This is a genomic window from Geomicrobium halophilum (genome assembly GCF_014207655.1).
Lineage (GTDB): Bacteria > Bacillota > Bacilli > Bacillales > Marinococcaceae > Geomicrobium > Geomicrobium halophilum.
Genome location: NZ_JACHHJ010000001.1, coordinates 1,215,443 through 1,233,968, shown reverse-complemented (window position 1 = coordinate 1,233,968; position 18,526 = coordinate 1,215,443). Strand labels below are relative to the sequence as shown.

Below are 18,526 nucleotides of genomic sequence, written 5' to 3'. Positions count from 1 at the left end.
AATGGAAAGGGGATCAAGGAATTATGAACAGCGACTTCTTGGATGCCTTAACCACACTTGAAGAAGATAAGGGCATCGAAAAGGAAATCGTTCTTGAAGCCATTGAAGCCGCTTTAATCTCGGCTTATAAACGTAATTTTAGTCAGGCACCAAACGTACGTGTTGATATTAACCGTGATAATGGAGAAATTAAGGTGTTTGCACGTAAAGAAGTTGTCGAGGAAGTCTTCGACCCCCGGATGGAAATTTCAGTAGAAGCCGCCCAGGAATTGAGTGTGCAGTATGGGCTTGATGATGTTGTCGAGATCGAGGTAACACCGAAGAACTTCGGAAGAATTGCAGCTCAAACCGCCAAACAGGTGGTAACGCAACGTGTTCGTGAAGCAGAAAGAGGCATTATCTATTCGGATTTTATCGACCGGGAAGAAGATATTATGACAGGGATTGTTCAACGTCAAGATCATCGCTTTATCTATGTTGATTTAGGAAAGGTGGAAGCGATCCTTCCGCAAAGTGAACAAATGCCGAATGAAACATATGCGCATAATGACCGAATTAAATCATTCATAACAAAAGTGGAAAAAACGACGAAAGGCCCGCAAATCATGATTTCGCGTACGCACCCGGGACTTTTAAAACGGTTGTTTGAACTTGAAGTTCCAGAAATCTATGATGGAACGGTAGAGATTCGATCCGTTGCCCGTGAAGCAGGAGATCGCTCTAAAATCTCCGTATATGCCGAAGATCCTGATGTTGACCCTGTAGGGTCTTGTGTAGGTCAAAGAGGACAGCGGGTACAGGCGATTGTAAATGAATTGAAAGGTGAAAAAATCGATATTGTTCATCATTCTGATAACCCTGTGAACTACATCGGCAACGCATTAAGCCCTTCAAATGTACTTGATGTCCAAGTTGACGAAGACGCCAAAAGCACTCTAGTTATCGTCCCGGATTATCAACTTTCACTTGCGATTGGCAAGCGGGGTCAAAACGCTCGGCTAGCAGCAAAACTCACAGGTTGGAAAATCGATATTAAAAGCCTTTCTGAGGCAGAAGAAGAAGGGATTTACGATCCGGAAACCGCGCGCGTTCCCGGTGAAGATGAAGAAATTACGAAGGTTCATAATGAGGAAGAATGGATCGATCAAGAAGCGTTCGACGAGGAATGGGAAGACAGTGTTTCGGAGGGAAAGGATGAATGAAAAAGCGGAAAACTCCTTTGCGCAAGTGCATTGTCACAGGTGAAATGAAAGCAAAAAAAGAGCTTGTGAGAATTGTTCGTGACCCGGAAGGTTATTTATCTGTAGATCCTACAGGCAAAAAAAATGGGCGCGGTGCTTATATGACCAACAGTTCAGAATGTTTTTCGGAAGCAAGAAAGAAAAATTTGTTAGCACGTCATTTAAAAGTGTCTGTAGATGAAGAAACCTATGAAAGGCTGGAGGCTGAACGTCTTCAATTACGCGTATGAATCAAAACTTTTATCAGTTCCTTGGTCTGGCAGCCCGGGCACGTAAAGTCGTTAGTGGAGAAGATACTGTTATCCGCGGCATCAAAAGCAAACGTTTTTATCTCGTTCTTATCTCTAGTGATGCATCGGAAAATACAAAAAAACAGTTTGAAGATAAGTGCCGTTACTACGAAGTTCCTCTCCGTCAGACAGGAACACGGCAAGATCTCGGTACTTCAATTGGAAAACACGAGCGTGTGGTACTTGGCATTACTGACGAAGGATTCTCAGATAAAATCATCCTAATGCTGGATGAATAGGAGGTTGTGTATATGCCGAAAATGCGAGTGTATGAATATGCCAAGTCTGTGAATAAGTCTAGTAAAGAAGTTGTCGCAGATTTAAAGGCAAACAATATAGCGGTAAGTAATCATATGTCCGTCATAGATGACAAACAGATCAAACAGCTAGAACAAGGGAAAACAATTGAGAAAAAGGATGGGACCATGGCGCAATCGGATAATCAAAAGCAATCCCAGAAAAAAACAGCAAACGAGTCGGCCGGCGTACAGAAATCCAAGCCTGCAAATCATCGGCAAGGGAAAAATCAAGGCCAGCAGCCCCAGCAGCGGAATAAAAAGAATAACAACCAGCAGCAGAAGAAACAGCATCCGGCGCAGGCTCGTGGTAATCACGGACCTGGTAAACGAGGAAAAAGCAATAAGAACCAGAAAAGGCGTGGGAAAGAAGCTCCAAAAACCCCTGAAAAAATCACATTCTCTGGAAGCTTATCAGTGGCGGAATTGGCTGAGAAGTTGAAAAAGGATACAAGTGAGATTATTAAAAAGTTAATGTCCCTTGGCGTTATGGCAACGAAAAACGAGGAGCTCGAAAAGACATCGATTGAATTGATTGCTAATGATTACGGGGTCACAGTGGAAGAAGAAGAAATCGTTGATCAGCTCGATATTGAACTTTATGAAGATCCTGATGATGACCCAGATAAGCTTGAAGAACGGGCTCCTGTTGTTACGATTATGGGACACGTAGACCATGGAAAAACAACATTGCTTGATGGCATCAGAAAAACAAAGGTGACAGACACAGAAGCGGGTGGAATCACGCAACACATCGGTGCTTATCAAGTAGAAGAGAATGGCAAAAAAGTAACGTTCCTGGATACACCTGGTCATGCAGCCTTTACAACGATGCGTGCACGCGGGGCGCAGGCAACCGATATTACCATTCTCGTTGTAGCCGCTGACGATGGCGTGATGCCGCAGACCGTAGAAGCACTAAACCATGCCAAAGCGGCTGAAGTTCCGATAATCGTTGCTGTTAACAAGATGGACAAAGAGAATGCTAACCCTGATCGTGTTATGCAAGAGCTAACAGAGTATCAGCTTGTCCCTGAAGCATGGGGCGGGGAAACGATTTTCGTAAATGTCTCAGCTGTTAAAGGTGACGGTATCGATGAACTTTTGGAAATGATTTTACTCGTTGCAGAAGTGGAAGAGTTAAAAGCCAATCCGGCCAAACGGGCACAAGGGACCGTTGTTGAAGCAGAGTTGGATAAAGGCCGGGGTCCAGTCGCCACCCTGCTCGTTCAAGGTGGAACGATGAATGTCGGTGATCCCGTTGTTGTTGGAAATACGTATGGTCGTGTTCGTGCGATGACAAATGAAGTTGGACGACGCGTAAAAAATGCGGGCCCATCGACACCAGTGGAAATTACAGGCTTAAACGGCGTACCGGAAGCCGGAGATCAGTTTCTCGTCTTCGCCGACGAGAAAAAGGCAAAACAGATTGGGGAAGGACGCGCCAACCGGGCCAAAGAAGCGGAACGTAAGCAAACGTCACGTGTCAGCCTGGATGATTTGTTCCATCAAATCCAGGAGGGCGAAATCAAGGAAATTAATATTATTATTAAGGCTGACGTTCAAGGATCGGTTGAAGCGGTTCGAGGTTCCCTTGAAAAAATTGATGTTGCTGGTGTGAAAGTCAATATTATTCATACAGGTGTTGGGGCGATTACAGAATCAGATGTCATTCTTGCATCTGCATCTAATGCGATTGTGATTGGCTTTAACGTCCGCCCGGGGGCGAATGCGAAGCGTACAGCAGAAGTAGAAGACGTTGATATTCGTCTCCACCGCGTGATCTACAATGCTATTGAAGAAATTGAAGCTGCGATGAAAGGACTTCTTGACCCAGAATACGAGGAAAAAATCGTTGGTCACGTAGAAGTACGGCAGCTGTTCAAAGTATCACGGATCGGAACGATTGCCGGGAGTTATGTGACGGATGGAAAAATTACACGTCATGCTAACGTCCGTGTTGTTCGTGACGGTGTTGTTGTTCATGACGGGCAGGTTGATGCATTGAAACGTTTTAAAGATGACGTTCGGGAAGTAAGCAGAAACTACGAATGTGGGATTACGTTGGAAAACTTTAATGACATCAAAGAAGGCGATATGCTCGAAGCTTACGTAATGGAAGAAGTGCCGCGCACATGATTGGGGCCGTTCACTGTCAATGCTTTTTACCGGCAAGCTATTCGTTGAAGGATAAACGTGCGGTTCTGAAAAGTTTACTTACCCGTGTGCGCCGCTTGAATGTTTCTATATCGGAAATGGATGATCAAGATGCATGGCAAAAAACAGCCCTTTCTTTTGCTTGCATCAATAGCAGTCGTCAAGTCATTGAGAAAGAACTCGATCATGTTCTTAAGATCATTGATCATAGCGATGGAATTGAGTGCCATTCGATTCAATATGAATGGCTGTAGCAATGAAGGAGTGTAAACGATGAGTCAAATGCGAGCACAACGAATCGGGGAGCAAATGAAAAAAGAACTAAGTGACATCTTTATGCGGGAAGTCAAAGACCCCCGTGTGGAATTTGTCACTGTAACCGGAGTCGATGTAACCGGAGACCTTCAGGAGGCGACGGTTTATGTGACAGTGCTTGGAGAGCCTGAGGAACAAGAGGACACTATAAAAGCCCTTCGCAAAGCCAAAGGGTTTATCCGCTCAGAAATTGGCAAACGAATTCAAGTTCGTAAAACGCCGAATATTGAATTTGAATTTGATGAGTCCATCGATTATGGGAATCGTATCGAGCGGTTGCTTAAAGATCTTCATAAGGATGATTAAAGAGGATGTTCAAAAAGTCCGGGAAAAATAGCGGTCGTATTTCTTCGTCGACTTGCTTCTGCGCGCCTCACGTATTAAAACCATACGCTCCGGTGCTCGCAGCTGCGTCTTATCGAACTACTCGGCTCTTTTTGTCCTCCTTTTTGAACACGCACTTAAAAGATACTTGATTGGTCAGGAGGAAAGGGTAGATGGATGGCGGAATTCTGCCGTTAAATAAACCAGCGGGCGTAACATCGCACGATTGTGTACTTATGGCCCGCCGCTGGTTAAAGACGAGCGAAGTCGGACATACGGGGACACTTGACCCGGAGGTTACAGGTGTTCTCCCCCTGTGTGTTGGAAGGGCGACAAAATTAGTGCCGATTTTAATGGATGAGTCAAAAGCATATGAAGGCACGATTGCACTCGGAAGTGCAACAACAACTGAAGATGCAAGCGGGGAGGTTGTCGACCGTAAGCGTGTGCAAACACAGATCGCTGAAGCGAATATCGATGAAGCATTGCAAGCGTTGACTGGTGAATTGAAACAAGTACCGCCCATGTATTCGGCGGTTAAAGTCAATGGCAAAAGGCTTTATGAGTATGCTCGTCTAGGAGAAAGTGTTGAACGACCGTCACGTTGTGTATCGATCTATTCCCTGCACCGCACAGGAGCCCCTTTTTGGTCTGAAGATGAGCAGCACCTGATGATTCCGTTTTCGGTTGCTTGTTCCAAAGGAACGTATGTGAGAACACTTGCGGTGGAAACAGGAAATAAATTAGGATACCCCGCCCATCTTTTTACACTTTTGAGGACGAGAAGTGCTGGCGTTGAACTTAACCAATGTTATAGCGTCGAAGAGATGGACCGCCTTGCAAGTGAAGAGCGCGCTTTTGAATCATTGCTTTCTGTTGACCATGTACTCCGTCATTTCCAGCATTATGAAGTCAACGAGAGACAGGCCACAAAAATCACGAACGGAGCTGTATTACGTGCGCGTGAGTACCCGGAGGCGAATCGGCTTGTCTTCACCCATAATCAACAACCAATCGCGATCTATGTACCTCATCCGCGAAAGCATGGGATGATTAAACCGGATGTGATGCTTGCCGTCCCTGCAAACAATGAAACCTAGAATGGAACAGGGCAGGAGGGAAAACTATGCAAATCGAATATCTAACAACGGGTTTAGCAGCTGTTGAACGTGATACTCGTCCCCCTGTAGTGATGGCACTTGGATATTTCGATGGGGTTCACGAAGGTCATCAAAAAGTGATCGAAGAAGCGAAGAAGGAAGCGGGGAAAAGAAACGTTGAAACTGCGGTTCTTACCTTTAATCCTCATCCCCGAACGATTCTTTCTAAAGATCATAAAGGCAAAAAATATCCGGAACTGACACCTTTACTGGAAAAACAAAAACGCATTCAATCATTAGGGGTAGACAGGCTGTATGTGATCTCATTTAATCAAGAGCTTGCTTCGCTTCCCCCCCAGCAATTTGTCGATGCTTATTTGATTCCTCTCCATGTGGTGCATGCGGTCGCTGGTTTTGACTTCTCATATGGTCAGTACGGAAAAGGGAACATGGAGACGCTGCCCCTGCATTCCCGCGGAAAGTTTGACTGCACAACCGTAACGAAGTGGAAGCATGAGGGAGAAAAGGTAAGTTCCACACGTATACGACAATGTATTGAGGTAGGGGAGCTGGAAAAGGCAAAAACACTATTAAAAAGGCCGCACGCTGTACAGGGAGAAATCGTTGAAGGCGATAGACGCGGCCGCGAAATCGGTTTTCCAACTGCTAATATTGAGTTGAAAGAAAACTATGTACTACCGCCTGCCGGTGTTTATTGTGTTTATGTAAAGATTGATGAAGCTTTTTATCCAGCGGTTTGTAATTTTGGATATCGCCCTACCATATATGAGCAGCAAGCGGATCCTAATATTGAAGCGCATTTGCTCTCCTTTGATGGGGATCTGTATGGAAAAAAAGTCGAGTTGCAATGGTTAAAAATGATCCGTCCAGAGGAAAAATTTGCTTCTATCGATGTGCTCAAAGCACAAATTGAAACAGATAAAAATTTTGCCATTCGTTATTTTGACTATGAAAGCTGATTACCCCTTGCATTGTATTGGAAAAACAGGTATTCTATTCGTTGTAGTCTGTCTTACCTGACTGCACAACCATTTGCTTGGCTTACGCGTACCACCGGCGGTAAGCTAGGGAAGTGGTGAAATTAATAAAGGAGGTGGAAAGGATGGCTTTAAGTCTAGAACGTAAGCAGGAGATTGTCGATACGTACAAAACGCACGATGCAGACACTGGATCTCCAGAAGTTCAAATCGCTATCCTTACGGAGCAAATCAACGAGGTAAACGAGCACTTGCGCACGCACAAGAAGGATCATCATTCTCGACGTGGGTTGCTTAAAATGGTCGGGAAGCGCCGTAACTTGCTCACGTATTTGCGTAAGAAGGACATTACAAGGTACCGCGACATTATCCGCAAGCTTGGATTACGTCGATAAGGTGCAACTTTCGTCATAGGAGATTTACTTCTAACGGATCGTTGTACGAATTAGGGTGCTATTATCCGTGAACAGTAACGGATATTATCACCGGGATAAGAAAGAGAAAGCGGGAGGCCATTCCCGCTTTTTTTCACACCTAAATATTTACAGTTCGAGTGTTCAAAACGAAAGCGGGAATGTACGAAACCATTGTTTATAATCTTCTCGTGATTTCATTTATAAATGAACAACCTCTAACATAGGTGCATATGACCAAAGGAGGTCTTTATATGGAAGGAGAACAGAAGACATTTTCATTTGATGTCGGTGGTCGGACGATGTCATTTGAAGTCGGCAAGCTGGCCAAACAGGCAAACGGAGCCGTACTCGTTCGCTATGGTGACAGTGTCGTATTGACAACCGCTACTGGTTCAAAAGAACCTAAGGATTTACCGTTCTTTCCTTTAACGGTGAATTACGAAGAGCGGCTATATGCTGCAGGAAAAATCCCAGGCGGGTTTATAAAACGGGAAGGGCGTCCTTCAGAGGCGGCGACTCTTACGAGCCGATTAATTGACCGTCCGATTCGGCCATTGTTTCCAGATGGCTTCCGAAACGATGTTCAAGTTGTGAGTACAGTCATGAGTGTGGATCAGGATGCGTCAACAGAAATTGCTGCAATGATCGGTTCCTCTCTTGCGCTCTCGATTTCTGATATTCCTTTTGGAGGCCCCATTGCTGGCGTCCATGTTGGTTTAGTGGATGGTGAATTCATCGTTAATCCAACGAGCGAAGAAGCAGAGGCTAGCGAAATGGATTTAACGGTTGCGGGTACAAAAGATGCGATTAACATGGTCGAAGCTGGTGCCAATGAAGTGCCGGAAGAAAAAATGCTTGAAGCAATATTATTTGCTCATGAAGAAATCAAGAAAATCGTCATTTTTCAAGAGGAAATAGTTGCTCAATGCGGCAAAGAGAAAATGGAAGTTCAATTACAGCAAACAGATAAAGATTTAACGTCAAAAGTTCGTGATCTGGCAGAAGGACAGCTAAAAGAAGCTGTGCTTGTAAAAGAAAAGCAAGATCGCGATGCAGCCATTAAAGAGGTTGAGGAAGACGTTACAGCGAATTTCGACGAAGAATTGCATGAGGACGTTAAAGAGGTTTTAAATGGCCTCGTCAAGGAAGAGTTTCGTCGCTTGATTACTAAAGAGAAAATTCGCCCGGACGGTCGTGGTCCCGACGATATTCGAACACTAGGTTCTGAAGTTCAATTGCTGCCGCGTACACATGGTTCAGGATTATTTACGCGTGGACAGACGCAAGCACTTAGTGTCTGTACGCTTGGCGCACTTGGTGACGTTCAGATCATCGATGGCTTAGGTGAAGAGTCATCAAAACGCTTCATGCATCATTACAATTTTCCACCATTTAGCGTTGGAGAAACAGGGCCGATGCGTGCGCCTGGACGTCGTGAAATTGGACATGGTGCACTTGGTGAACGAGCCTTGGAAAGAGTTATTCCTGATGAGGACAAGTTCCCGTATACAATCCGCCTCGTTTCTGAAGTCTTGGAATCCAATGGTTCCACATCCCAGGCAAGTATTTGTGCAAGTACACTAGCAATGATGGATGCAGGGGTACCAATTAAAGCTCCGGTTGCAGGGATTGCTATGGGCCTTGTCAAAGAGGGCGAAGACGTGAGTGTGCTAACGGATATTCAAGGAATGGAAGATGCACTTGGAGATATGGATTTCAAAGTAGCCGGAACGTCAGAAGGTGTGACGGCTCTGCAAATGGACATCAAGATTCAGGGCATCACTCGGAAAATTCTCGAAGAAGCCCTAGATCAGGCGCGTACAGCACGGATGCACGTGTTAAAAAGCATGCTCGATGTTATGAGTAGTTCACGCCCGGAACTGTCTGAGTACGCACCGAAAATTCAAACATTGCACATTAAACCGGACAAGATTCGGGATGTCATAGGACCAAGTGGAAAGATGATTAACCAGATCATCGAAGATACAGGTGTGAAAATTGACATTGAACAAGATGGTACCGTGTATATTTCGTCAACGGATGCAAATGCGAACGAAAAAGCGAAGAAAACGATCGAAGATATCGTTCGTGAAGTTGAAGTTGGACAAATTTATGACGGGACAGTGAAACGAATAGAGAAGTTCGGTGCTTTTGTCGAATTGTTTAAAGGCAAAGATGGTCTCGTTCATATATCTCAATTAGCGAAAGAACGAGTAAATAAAGTCGAAGACGTCGTTAAAATTGGGGATGTCATTAAAGTTAAAGTTACTGAGATTGACAATCAGGGGCGTGTGAACCTATCACGAAAAGTCCTATTAAGCGACGATGCATAACTTCCAGGAAACTTGGTAGCCTACCAAGTTTTTTTACTTAGGTTGCTTTTTGATAGAGGGTGTTCAAAAAGTCCGGGAAAACTCCCCATAAAGAAAATCACTTTTTCTTCGTGCGAGGTAACGCTTACGAAGAAGCCAGCCGGTGCTCCGCTCCTCGGAAAGAAACTCCCTTTTCCTTCGTGAGAAGTGAATGCTTTCGTGGTGCAAGCAGGGTCCTCGAGGTGCGCTTCCTTGCACTCCAGAGCATATGAAAATCTAGACTCGCCATTTTGGCGATAAGCGAACATTTTCTAAAACTTCTCGGCTCTTTTTGCCCTCCTTTGTGAACACGTACTGATAACATTTTTAAATAGAATCATATCTCTCCCCCATTTTCAAGTTAGATTACTGGTTCTTACGTTCCGAGTTTTGCATAAACATGGACGAGGGGGTGAGGAGATTGATGTTTAAGAGCAGGTTTCTGCAATTATTCATAGGACTTATCGTTATTATTGTCGGTTTTTCTGCCTGGCAGCTTCCGCATATGCCGGATGATACCGTTGATACATGGACAGAGGAGGCAGAAATTTTACAAACCGAAGAAAGCGGAGAAGATATTCGCGAGCAAATAGAAAAGGCTCAAGAGGAATTGGATGAACCTCCTGTAGATGCCGTTATAGATGATGTATGGAAAGGAATTCCTGGATATAATGGCCGGTTAATTGATGTTCGTGCATCGTATGAAAATATGCAGGAACAAGGGCATTATGCTGAAGAGTTACTCGTTTTTCAAGATGTTTCCCCTGAGGTAGAGTACGAAGATTTACCGCCGACGCCATTTTATAAAGCAAATCCGAATAAGCCGATGGTTGGTTTTGTCATTAATGTTGCCTGGGGAAATGAGCATCTTCCGGATATATTGAATGAATTAAATGAACAAGAGGTACGCGCGACGTTTTTTCTGGATGGGTCATGGGTGCGCAATCAGCCGCGTCTTGCCCGTATGATTAAAGAAGAAGGTCATGAGATCGGGAACCATGCCTATTCTCATCCGGACATGGCAGCTCTCTCTCCGGAAGAAATCAGAAGTGAGCTGGAGGATACGAATGAAATTATTGATGCAACGTTAAACGAACAACCAGAATGGTTTACACCTCCTTCTGGGAGCTTCAACCAAGAGGTAGTAGAAATCGCCCATGAGCTCGATATGTATACGGTGTTGTGGACTGTAGATACCATTGATTGGAAAAATCCTGATACGAATGCTATGGTGGATCGAGTAGTAAATAATATTCATCCAGGCGCGATGATCTTGATGCACCCTACTCAACCGACAGCTGAAGGTATAGGTGATATCATCGAACAAATTCGGGAACAGGGATTAGAGATAGGGACCATTTCATCGGCTATGGATGAAAACCGCGTGGCACCTTCACAGACGACAGAAGATAATGAAGACGAAGGGGAGGGGGATAAATTTTGGTACAACGAAGAAAATTAAAGAACGGATTGCGTGTCGTTTATGAGCCGATGGAACATGTACGATCGTTATCTATTGGTATCTGGGTCTATACGGGCTCTCGGGATGAAAAGCGTGAGGAGAATGGAATTACCCATTTTCTTGAACATATGTTGTTTAAAGGAACAAAAGAGCGTTCAGCGATGGAGATTGCAGAGGCGTTTGACCGAATCGGAGGCTCTGTTAATGCCTTTACAGCAAAAGAATATACATGTTTTTACGCGAAAGTTATTGATAAGCATGCGAGAGAAGCGATCGATATTTTAAGTGACATGTTTTTCAACTCAACCTTTTATGAAGAGGAGATTGTAAGAGAGCGTGATGTCGTGCTTGAAGAAATCCGTATGGTTGAGGATACGGCAGATGACATTGTGCATGATGATCTTGATTATGCTGCTTACGGTAATCACCCATTGGGACTACCAATTCTTGGTACAGAACGAACAGTTCCTATATTTAATAGAGATCATTTATACGATTATATAAGTAAACATTATCGGCCCGATAATATTGTTGTTTCAATAGCAGGAAAAATAGATGACTCGCTTTTATCATTCGTGGAATCACAATTTGCCCAGTTTTCAACAAACGAATTCCCTTCCCAACAAGAAACGCCTCATGCATTAATCGCCCATAAAGCAGCTCGTGCAAAAAGTGTTGAACAAGCACACCTTTGCCTAGGTTTTAACGGAGTTTCTGTTGATGATGACCGATTGTTTCCTATGGCTTTGTTGAACCAATTACTAGGGGGGAGTATGAGTAGCCGTTTGTTTCAGGAGATTCGTGAGGAGCGAGGGCTTGCGTATGCTATTTTTTCCCATCATATTGCCTATCGCGATGGTGGGATGCTCTCGATCTACGCAGGAACAGCGCCCGAAAAAGTCAATGAGGTTTTAGAAGCGATGTTGTCGATTATTGATCGTTTTGCCCATGAAAGGGTGAGTGAGAATGATATGGAGAATGTGAAATCACAGGTGCAAGCCAGCCTTTTACTTGGACTAGAGAGTACGACGAGTAGAATGAGTAAAAATGGCAAAAATGAACTTAGTCTTGGGTTTCACCGCTCACCCGAAGCGCTGACCGATCGAATTGATGCTGTCACGAGCGAGGATATTCAGTCAATCGCAGGGGATATTTATGAGCATGACTATGCTCTTTCCCTTATTAGTCCGGATGGACGACTGCCCAGAGGTTGTTCTGATCCTTTATGATTTGCATATATTCATAAGGAGGATCGTAGAGCACCGATGGCTTGAGTCAATTTGTCACGGGGAGGGAAGGCATGCGGTTAAGCGAAATGAGTGCAAAGGAAATTGTTGATTTTGAACAAGGAGAGCGGTTAGGTGTTCCCGGACGCCTGGATGCTCGTGTGAATGCATCTACCGGAGAAATTGAAGCTTTTTTGTTTCCGACGACAAGGTGGAGCCCTTTTAAAAAAAATGAGGAAACATTGGAAATCCATTGGCACCATATTCATACGATTGGTGAGGATATGATTATCGTCAACCGCTCGGTGTAAAAAGGACCCCACAGGGTCTTTTTTTTTACCATTAAGAGGTTGAAAGGACCCCTTTTCTTGAGAAGGGAATGCTTTCGTGGTGCAGCAGGATGCTCGAAGCTCGAAGCTATGTCTCCTCGACCTGGCTCTTTTTTCCTAACGTGACGAATATAGAATCAAGTTTCTTAGGGGGCGTCACGCAACTTTCCCTCCGCACATAACCTATAGAGCACTGGGATAGAAGGAGGTGGGGGAAATCGAGCATGTCGCTATTATTGGAGGAGATCGAAGACAGATTCAACTTGTGAATATGATGGAAAAATGTGTTGATCAAATTTCAGTCGTTGGTTTTGATCAACAAACATTCCCGGCTGCTAATGTTACCACTTGTAAACTATCTGAAGTCCCATGGAAACGACTCACTGCGATCCTTTTCCCGGTAAGCGGAGTAGATCAAGATGGAACAGTAGAATCCAGCTGTGAGGAGACGTTGAAAGTGACCCAGGAAATGCTTACATCAAGAGCAACTGGTTGTAAAATTTTCACTGGAATCATGACCGACTTTCTTCGTAACCCTCAAGTTATCCGGGATGTGGTTTGTTGGATGGAGAGAGATGATGTGGCGATCTATAATTCTGTACCTACTGCAGAAGGTGTACTCATGCTCGCTATGCAGAACACGCCGCATACTATTCACCGTGCTGTTTGTACTGTGCTCGGGTTTGGCCGCTGTGGCCTGACCATTGCCCATCTGTTAAAAGCAGTAGGTGCGACGGTGACGGTGATCACAGACGATGAAGTGGAAAAGGCGAGAGCTCATCAGGAGGGTCATCTGGTTGCAGGACTTCATCAAATGGAAATACCTCTTTCCAAGGCTGATATTTGTATAAATACCATCCCTGCTCCGGTAATTATGGGGAACATTTTACAGAAAATAAAAAAAGCATGCTACATTCTTGATATTGCAAGCGCCCCTGGAGGGGTTGACGTAGAACGAGCTAAACAACTCGGTTTTGCCGCTGAAAAAGCGCCTGGGCTGCCCGCGAAAGTGGCTCCTGAAACGGCCGGAGAGATTTTGGCTCAAGTCACTTTAGCCGTATTGAATTCTGAAATTAAGAAAGGAAGATAAAGATGATGCTATCCGGTAAACGGATCGGCTTTGGTTTAACGGGGTCCCATTGTACATTGGAAGAAGTAATCCCGGTCATTAATGCCCTCAAGGATGAAGGGGCGGAAGTTATTCCATTTGTAAGTTTTACGGTACAAACGACGGAGACAAAATTTGGAACCCCGAATCATTGGCTTAATTCGATCGAAAAGGCAGCAGGCTGTGAAGCAGTGGATTCGATGCCAAAAGCGGAACCTTATGGTCCAAAAACACCGTTAGATGCCATGCTCATTGCCCCTATGACGGGAAATTCCATGAGCAAGTTTGCCAATGCACAAACCGATTCGCCTGTCCTAATGGCTGCAAAAGCAACGCTGCGAAATAGTGCTCCGGTCGTGCTGGCCATTTCTACAAACGATGCCCTCGGACTCAATGCTCAAAACTTGGCAACTCTATTGCAAATGCACCATGTCTACTTTGTTCCGCTTGGCCAGGATAATCCTTATAAAAAACCAACCTCTCTCGTAGCCAGAATGGAAGATATTCCATCAACAATTGAAGCAGCGCTACGTGGTCGCCAATATCAACCGTTATTCATTGAAAAGTTTAATGATTAGTCGCTCATTCTAGTTGCTAAAATCCTAATACTCCTATATTTTTAAAGAAGAGTATGTAACAATAAATATAGCTTTTTTGTGGCAAAACAATTTAGGAGGTACCAAATAATGGTTAATGAACAAGGATTTGATCTCGCTGTCGTCGGAGCGACGGGAGCCGTTGGGCAGCAAATGCTAAAAACGCTCGCGGACAAAGAATTTCCGATCAGATCACTAAAATTATTATCATCATCTCGCTCAGCTGGAAAGGAAATCGAATTTAAAGGGGAAACACTTACGGTTGAAGAAGCGAGCCCTGAGCAATTCGAAGGTGTGCAAATTGCACTCTTTTCAGCTGGTGGATCAATATCGAAGAAATTGGCGCCAGAAGCGGTTAAACGAGGAGCCGTTGTTATCGATAATACGAGTGCATATCGATTGGATAACCAAGTACCACTCGTTGTTCCTGAAGTTAACGAGGACGCCCTTTACAACCATCAAGGGATCATTGCCAATCCAAATTGTTCAACAATCCAGATGGTTGTAGCACTTGAACCGATTAAGAAAGCTTACGGCTTGAAAAAAGTGATTGTCTCCACATATCAGGCAGTATCTGGTGCTGGACTGGACGCGGTCGATGAAATGTATGAACAATCGCAGCAAATTTTAAATGAAGAAGAGATTAATCCGCAATTGCTACCGGTATCAGGAGATAAAAAGCATTATCAAATCGCGTTTAACGCTGTTCCCCAAATTGACGTTTTCCAAGAAAACGGTTATACGTTTGAAGAGATGAAAATGATCAATGAAACGAAGAAAATCTTGGATGATCAAGCATTACAAGTGGCAGCCACATGCGTACGTTTGCCTGTAGAAACCGGACATTCGGAGTCTGTATATGTAGAAACCGAAAAAGGCGGTGCTACAGTAAAAGATCTTCAGGGTGTTCTGGAAGCGGGTGCCGGCATAACACTGCAAGACCATCCAGAAACACAAACGTATCCGCTCGCAACAACATCGGTGGGCCTACCTGACGTTTTTGTCGGACGTGTTCGTCAGGACCTTGACACGGAAAACGGCTATCACCTCTGGGTTGTGTCGGATAATTTATTGAAAGGCGCAGCTTATAATTCCGTACAGATTGCCGAAAGTCTCGTAAAGCTTGGACTCATTAAGCAATGAAAATAACGGTCCAGAAATTTGGAGGAACGTCTGTACAATCCGAGAGCTTGCGTCAAAAAGCGGTTGATCATGTTAAAAGCGCCGTACAATCAGGGTATAAAGTCGTTGTCGTCGTTTCGGCGATGGGGAGGATGAATGACCCATACGCTACAGATACTCTGTTGAGCTTAATTTCTAGGGAAGATAAATCGCAATTGCCCGGACGTGAACGAGATATGCTTCAAGCCTGTGGAGAAGTGATCTCTTCGGTTGTATTTACAAACTTGCTAATTTCTGAAGGATTAAGAGCTTCGGCTTTCACCGGCAAACAGGCAGGTTTTTGTACGACAGATGATTTTGGTGAAGCACGGATTACACAAATGAAAACCGAGCCCTTGAAAGATCATCTGAAAGAGGTAGATGTCGTGGTTGTCGCCGGTTTTCAAGGAGAATCAGGAAATGGAGAAACGACAACGCTTGGACGCGGGGGGAGTGATACTTCTGCGACAGCTCTCGGCGCTAGTTTGCAGGCGGAGACCGTAGATATATTCACAGATGTTGATGGAATTATGACAGCTGATCCTCGTATCGTTACTGATGCCCGCGCGATTGAAACGTTAACCTATACAGAAGTGAGCAATATGGCGTATCAAGGGGCTAAAGTGATCCACCCCCGCGCAGTTGAAATCGCCATGAACGCGGAGATTCCCATACGCATTCGCTCACTTTCTTCAAAAGCGGGTGGAACGCTCATTTCGGCATCACATGCCCATGTTCCCGGAAGCGATATTCAGGAGCGTCTAGTAACCGGAATTGCTCATTTACGGGGGATTACCCAAGTGGTTGTTCCAAAGGAACGAAACGATCTAGAAGCCGCATCACTTATCTTCGAGAGCATGTCGTCAAAAGGGGTCAGCGTTGATTTTATTAACATTGGAACTACATCTATTGTCTTTACCATCCCCGAACAAAAAACCGAACTTGTGGAACAGCAGCTACAAGAGATCGGTTATTCGCCGATGCTTGTTCAAGGTTGTGCAAAGGTTTCAGCCGTCGGGGCCGGGATGACTGGTGTACCGGGGGTTGTTTCGCGTATCACCTTGGCATTAAATCAAGCCGGAATTGATATTTTGCAGGCTACAGACTCTCATACGACCATCTGGGTCCTCGTGCGTGAGGAAGAGATGAACCGCGCTGTCAACGCCCTTCACAAGGCCTTTCAGCTTGCAGAACACGAGTAACGCAATGAGCCGAGAGGAATGGTTGTTACCTTTCCCTCGGTTTTTGTATGCAACCAGTGAATACAAAGGACAAAAACCTTCGTTTGATGCGGTTTCCAAGGTATTAATGCCAAATCTCTGCTCATATGTTCTAGATGTGCTACTTGTCTTGGTATGGACAAGTAGGGTATACTAACTATCAGTTCATTCGTTCGGTTGTAATCCCTGCAAAAGAAAAGGATGAAAATCGTTTCCATCGGGGGAAGCGATAGATATAAACAAAATAGGAGGAACTGATATTGTCGAAGCAAGAGACAAGTAAGGTACGTGTTTATGCCCTGGGCGGACTCGGTGAAACGGGCAAGAACATGTACGTAGTAGAAGTAAACGACGAAATCATCGTTTTAGACGCGGGTCAAATGATTCCAGAAGATGATATGCTCGGCGTTGATGTGGTGATCCCAGATATTTCGTACTTGGTGCAAAATCGTGAACGTGTCAAAGGGATTATTCTTTCACACGGCCATGAGGATCACAGCGGTGCACTTCCGTATGTTTTGAGGAAATTACAGGTGCCCGTTTATGGTACGAAGCTGACGACTGGGCTCGTTGAGGATGAGTTGAAATCGCAAAACTTAAGAAAAAAAACGAACATAAAGCAAATTTCTCCTGGGGATCGCTTGAATATTGGCACAACGAAAGTGGAATTTTTTAGAGTGAGCCATAGCATTCCTGATTGTGTGGGCGTGGCCATTGAGACTCCGCAAGGGTATGTCGTATATACAGGTGATTTTAAATTTGATCAGACACCTGCGGATCGCAAGTTTTCCGATGTGGGGCGGATGACTAAGTTTGGAAAAAAAGGAGTGCTTTGTTTACTATCCGATAGTACGAACGCCGAAGTGCCCGGGACTACACCATCTGAAAAAGCAACCGAACCGGGCATAAAAGCTATCTTTCGCGAAGCCGAGGGCCGCGTGATCGTCAGTACTTTCGCATCAAACGTCTATCGAATACAACAAGTGATTGATGCTGCGAGTGAAACGAACCGGAAAGTTGCTGTCGTTGGGGAATCCATGAAAAAAGTTATTCAAATTTCCAAGCGTCTCGGTCATCTTCGTGTTCCCAAAAATTTATTAATCAAAGTAGAAGATTTGTCTGATTATAAAGGGCATGAGATTGCTGTATTATCAACGGGGACCCAAGGGGAGCCGACATCAGCTTTACACCGTATGGCAAAAGGGACCGATCGTCAGATTTCGATTATGCCAAAGGATACCGTGATTATTTCAGCAAGTCCAACACCGGGGAATGAAAAGTCAATTGGACGAGTGGTGGACTTTCTTTATAAAGTGGGGGCTGAAGTCGTTTATTCCGATAAAAGAGTGAACGTGTCCGGGCATGCAAGTCAAGAAGAACTTTTATTTATGCTTAATCTTATGAAACCACGTCATTTTGTACCTGTTCAAGGTGAATATCGTATGCAGTTTGCCCATGGAGAATTGGCACACACCGCAGGTGTTCATCCTGATCGTATTCACTTATTGGACAACGGCGAAGTGCTGCAATTCGAAGATAAACATGCGACGAAAGGTACGAAGGTTCCAGCCGGAAATGTGCTGATTGATGGACTGGGCATCGGAGATGTTGGGAACATCGTATTACGCGATCGCCGCTTGTTATCAAAAGACGGTATCCTCGTCGTTGTTGTAACACTGAATAAAAAATCCAATGAATTCGTATCAGGACCAGATATCATCTCACGTGGGTTTGTATATGTGCGTGAATCCGAGGAACTATTAGATGAAGCCAAACAAAAAGTAACCGACACATTACGCGAGTGTATGAACGATAATGTGAATGAATGGTCATCATTGAAAAGTAACGTAAGAGATGTTCTTAGTCGCTTTCTTTATGATAAAACAAAACGTAGACCAATGATTTTACCGATCATTATGGAAGTGTGAACGGATGA

Annotated in this window: 18 protein-coding genes; all 18 read left to right on the top strand. The window is 44.5% G+C overall.

Annotated elements, in window-relative coordinates; translation table 11 throughout:
* The first annotated feature begins 23 nt into the window (after positions 1-23).
* The 18 genes from nusA to HNR44_RS05950 all read left to right on the top strand — a co-directional run bounded on the left by nusA (position 24) and on the right by HNR44_RS05950 (position 18,518).
* Positions 24-1,202 carry a transcription termination factor NusA gene (gene nusA, locus HNR44_RS06035; protein ID WP_184403168.1) on the top strand — a complete coding sequence of 393 codons (1,179 nt, stop codon included), beginning with the start codon at positions 24-26 and terminating at the stop codon, positions 1,200-1,202.
* A complete protein-coding gene (gene rnpM / locus HNR44_RS06030; protein WP_184403167.1) occupies positions 1,199-1,471 on the top strand; it encodes an RNase P modulator RnpM in 273 nt (90 codons plus the stop codon). The genes nusA and rnpM overlap by 4 nt, the downstream gene beginning before the upstream one ends.
* Complete coding sequence (locus HNR44_RS06025) at positions 1,468-1,770, top strand: YlxQ family RNA-binding protein (protein WP_184403166.1); 303 nt, start codon at positions 1,468-1,470, stop codon at positions 1,768-1,770. Before rnpM ends, HNR44_RS06025 begins: the two co-directional genes overlap by 4 nt.
* A 12-nt stretch (positions 1,771-1,782) precedes the next feature.
* The gene (gene infB / locus HNR44_RS06020; protein ID WP_184403165.1) at positions 1,783-3,966 is read left to right on the top strand and encodes a translation initiation factor IF-2; all 2,184 of its coding nucleotides are present in this window, start codon (positions 1,783-1,785) and stop codon (positions 3,964-3,966) included.
* The gene (locus tag HNR44_RS06015) at positions 3,963-4,238 is read left to right on the top strand and encodes a DUF503 domain-containing protein (RefSeq protein ID WP_184403164.1); all 276 of its coding nucleotides are present in this window, start codon (positions 3,963-3,965) and stop codon (positions 4,236-4,238) included. The genes infB and HNR44_RS06015 overlap by 4 nt, the downstream gene beginning before the upstream one ends.
* 19 nt (positions 4,239-4,257) lie before the next feature.
* On the top strand, positions 4,258-4,605 hold the full coding sequence (gene rbfA / locus HNR44_RS06010; protein ID WP_184403163.1) for a 30S ribosome-binding factor RbfA: 348 nt from the start codon (positions 4,258-4,260) through the stop codon (positions 4,603-4,605).
* Positions 4,606-4,796: 191 nt separating this feature from the next.
* Positions 4,797-5,723: a tRNA pseudouridine(55) synthase TruB gene (gene truB, locus HNR44_RS06005; protein WP_184403162.1), complete on the top strand. Its 927-nt coding sequence runs from the start codon at positions 4,797-4,799 to the stop codon at positions 5,721-5,723.
* A 26-nt stretch (positions 5,724-5,749) separates the two neighbouring features.
* Positions 5,750-6,703 carry a riboflavin biosynthesis protein RibF gene (gene ribF, locus HNR44_RS06000; protein ID WP_246406995.1) on the top strand — a complete coding sequence of 318 codons (954 nt, stop codon included), beginning with the start codon at positions 5,750-5,752 and terminating at the stop codon, positions 6,701-6,703.
* 143 nt (positions 6,704-6,846) lie between these two features.
* Positions 6,847-7,116 (top strand): 30S ribosomal protein S15, encoded by a 270-nt coding sequence (gene rpsO / locus HNR44_RS05995; protein ID WP_184403161.1) that lies wholly within the window; start codon positions 6,847-6,849, stop codon positions 7,114-7,116.
* Between the two features lie 272 nt (positions 7,117-7,388).
* Complete coding sequence (locus HNR44_RS05990; protein WP_184403160.1) at positions 7,389-9,470, top strand: polyribonucleotide nucleotidyltransferase; 2,082 nt, start codon at positions 7,389-7,391, stop codon at positions 9,468-9,470.
* A 442-nt stretch (positions 9,471-9,912) separates the two neighbouring features.
* Positions 9,913-10,950, top strand: a complete 1,038-nt coding sequence (locus tag HNR44_RS05985) for a polysaccharide deacetylase family protein (RefSeq protein WP_184403159.1) — start codon at positions 9,913-9,915, stop codon at positions 10,948-10,950.
* On the top strand, positions 10,929-12,179 hold the full coding sequence (locus tag HNR44_RS05980) for a M16 family metallopeptidase (protein WP_184403158.1): 1,251 nt from the start codon (positions 10,929-10,931) through the stop codon (positions 12,177-12,179). Before HNR44_RS05985 ends, HNR44_RS05980 begins: the two co-directional genes overlap by 22 nt.
* A gap of 71 nt (positions 12,180-12,250) precedes the next feature.
* Positions 12,251-12,487, top strand: a complete 237-nt coding sequence (locus tag HNR44_RS05975) for a YlmC/YmxH family sporulation protein (protein WP_184403157.1) — start codon at positions 12,251-12,253, stop codon at positions 12,485-12,487.
* 226 nt (positions 12,488-12,713) lie between these two features.
* Positions 12,714-13,595, top strand: coding sequence for a dipicolinate synthase subunit DpsA (gene dpsA / locus HNR44_RS05970; RefSeq protein WP_184403156.1), 882 nt, complete (start codon positions 12,714-12,716; stop codon positions 13,593-13,595).
* A 2-nt stretch (positions 13,596-13,597) separates the two neighbouring features.
* Positions 13,598-14,191 carry a dipicolinate synthase subunit B gene (locus HNR44_RS05965; RefSeq protein ID WP_184403155.1) on the top strand — a complete coding sequence of 198 codons (594 nt, stop codon included), beginning with the start codon at positions 13,598-13,600 and terminating at the stop codon, positions 14,189-14,191.
* Between the two features lie 108 nt (positions 14,192-14,299).
* Positions 14,300-15,352: an aspartate-semialdehyde dehydrogenase gene (asd, locus tag HNR44_RS05960; protein WP_184403154.1), complete on the top strand. Its 1,053-nt coding sequence runs from the start codon at positions 14,300-14,302 to the stop codon at positions 15,350-15,352.
* On the top strand, positions 15,349-16,572 hold the full coding sequence (gene dapG / locus HNR44_RS05955; RefSeq protein WP_184403153.1) for an aspartate kinase: 1,224 nt from the start codon (positions 15,349-15,351) through the stop codon (positions 16,570-16,572). Before asd ends, dapG begins: the two co-directional genes overlap by 4 nt.
* A 278-nt stretch (positions 16,573-16,850) precedes the next feature.
* Positions 16,851-18,518: a ribonuclease J gene (locus HNR44_RS05950; protein ID WP_184403152.1), complete on the top strand. Its 1,668-nt coding sequence runs from the start codon at positions 16,851-16,853 to the stop codon at positions 18,516-18,518.
* Positions 18,519-18,526: the final 8 nt, after the last annotated feature.

Bases quoted from the DNA above. Each gene is read 5' to 3' on its own strand.
- HNR44_RS06015 (WP_184403164.1), top strand. From the start codon at position 3,963: ATGATTGGGGCCGTTCACTGTCAATGCTTTTTACCGGCAAGCTATTCG.
- rpsO (WP_184403161.1), top strand. From the start codon at position 6,847: ATGGCTTTAAGTCTAGAACGTAAGCAGGAGATTGTCGATACGTACAAA.
- rbfA (WP_184403163.1), top strand. From the start codon at position 4,258: ATGAGTCAAATGCGAGCACAACGAATCGGGGAGCAAATGAAAAAAGAA.
- HNR44_RS05990 (WP_184403160.1), top strand. From the start codon at position 7,389: ATGGAAGGAGAACAGAAGACATTTTCATTTGATGTCGGTGGTCGGACG.
- nusA (WP_184403168.1), top strand. From the start codon at position 24: ATGAACAGCGACTTCTTGGATGCCTTAACCACACTTGAAGAAGATAAG.
- ribF (WP_246406995.1), top strand. From the start codon at position 5,750: ATGCAAATCGAATATCTAACAACGGGTTTAGCAGCTGTTGAACGTGAT.
- dapG (WP_184403153.1), top strand. From the start codon at position 15,349: ATGAAAATAACGGTCCAGAAATTTGGAGGAACGTCTGTACAATCCGAG.
- HNR44_RS06025 (WP_184403166.1), top strand. From the start codon at position 1,468: ATGAATCAAAACTTTTATCAGTTCCTTGGTCTGGCAGCCCGGGCACGT.
- HNR44_RS05975 (WP_184403157.1), top strand. From the start codon at position 12,251: ATGCGGTTAAGCGAAATGAGTGCAAAGGAAATTGTTGATTTTGAACAA.
- HNR44_RS05985 (WP_184403159.1), top strand. From the start codon at position 9,913: ATGTTTAAGAGCAGGTTTCTGCAATTATTCATAGGACTTATCGTTATT.
- HNR44_RS05965 (WP_184403155.1), top strand. From the start codon at position 13,598: ATGATGCTATCCGGTAAACGGATCGGCTTTGGTTTAACGGGGTCCCAT.
- asd (WP_184403154.1), top strand. From the start codon at position 14,300: ATGGTTAATGAACAAGGATTTGATCTCGCTGTCGTCGGAGCGACGGGA.
- infB (WP_184403165.1), top strand. From the start codon at position 1,783: ATGCCGAAAATGCGAGTGTATGAATATGCCAAGTCTGTGAATAAGTCT.
- rnpM (WP_184403167.1), top strand. From the start codon at position 1,199: ATGAAAAAGCGGAAAACTCCTTTGCGCAAGTGCATTGTCACAGGTGAA.
- truB (WP_184403162.1), top strand. From the start codon at position 4,797: ATGGATGGCGGAATTCTGCCGTTAAATAAACCAGCGGGCGTAACATCG.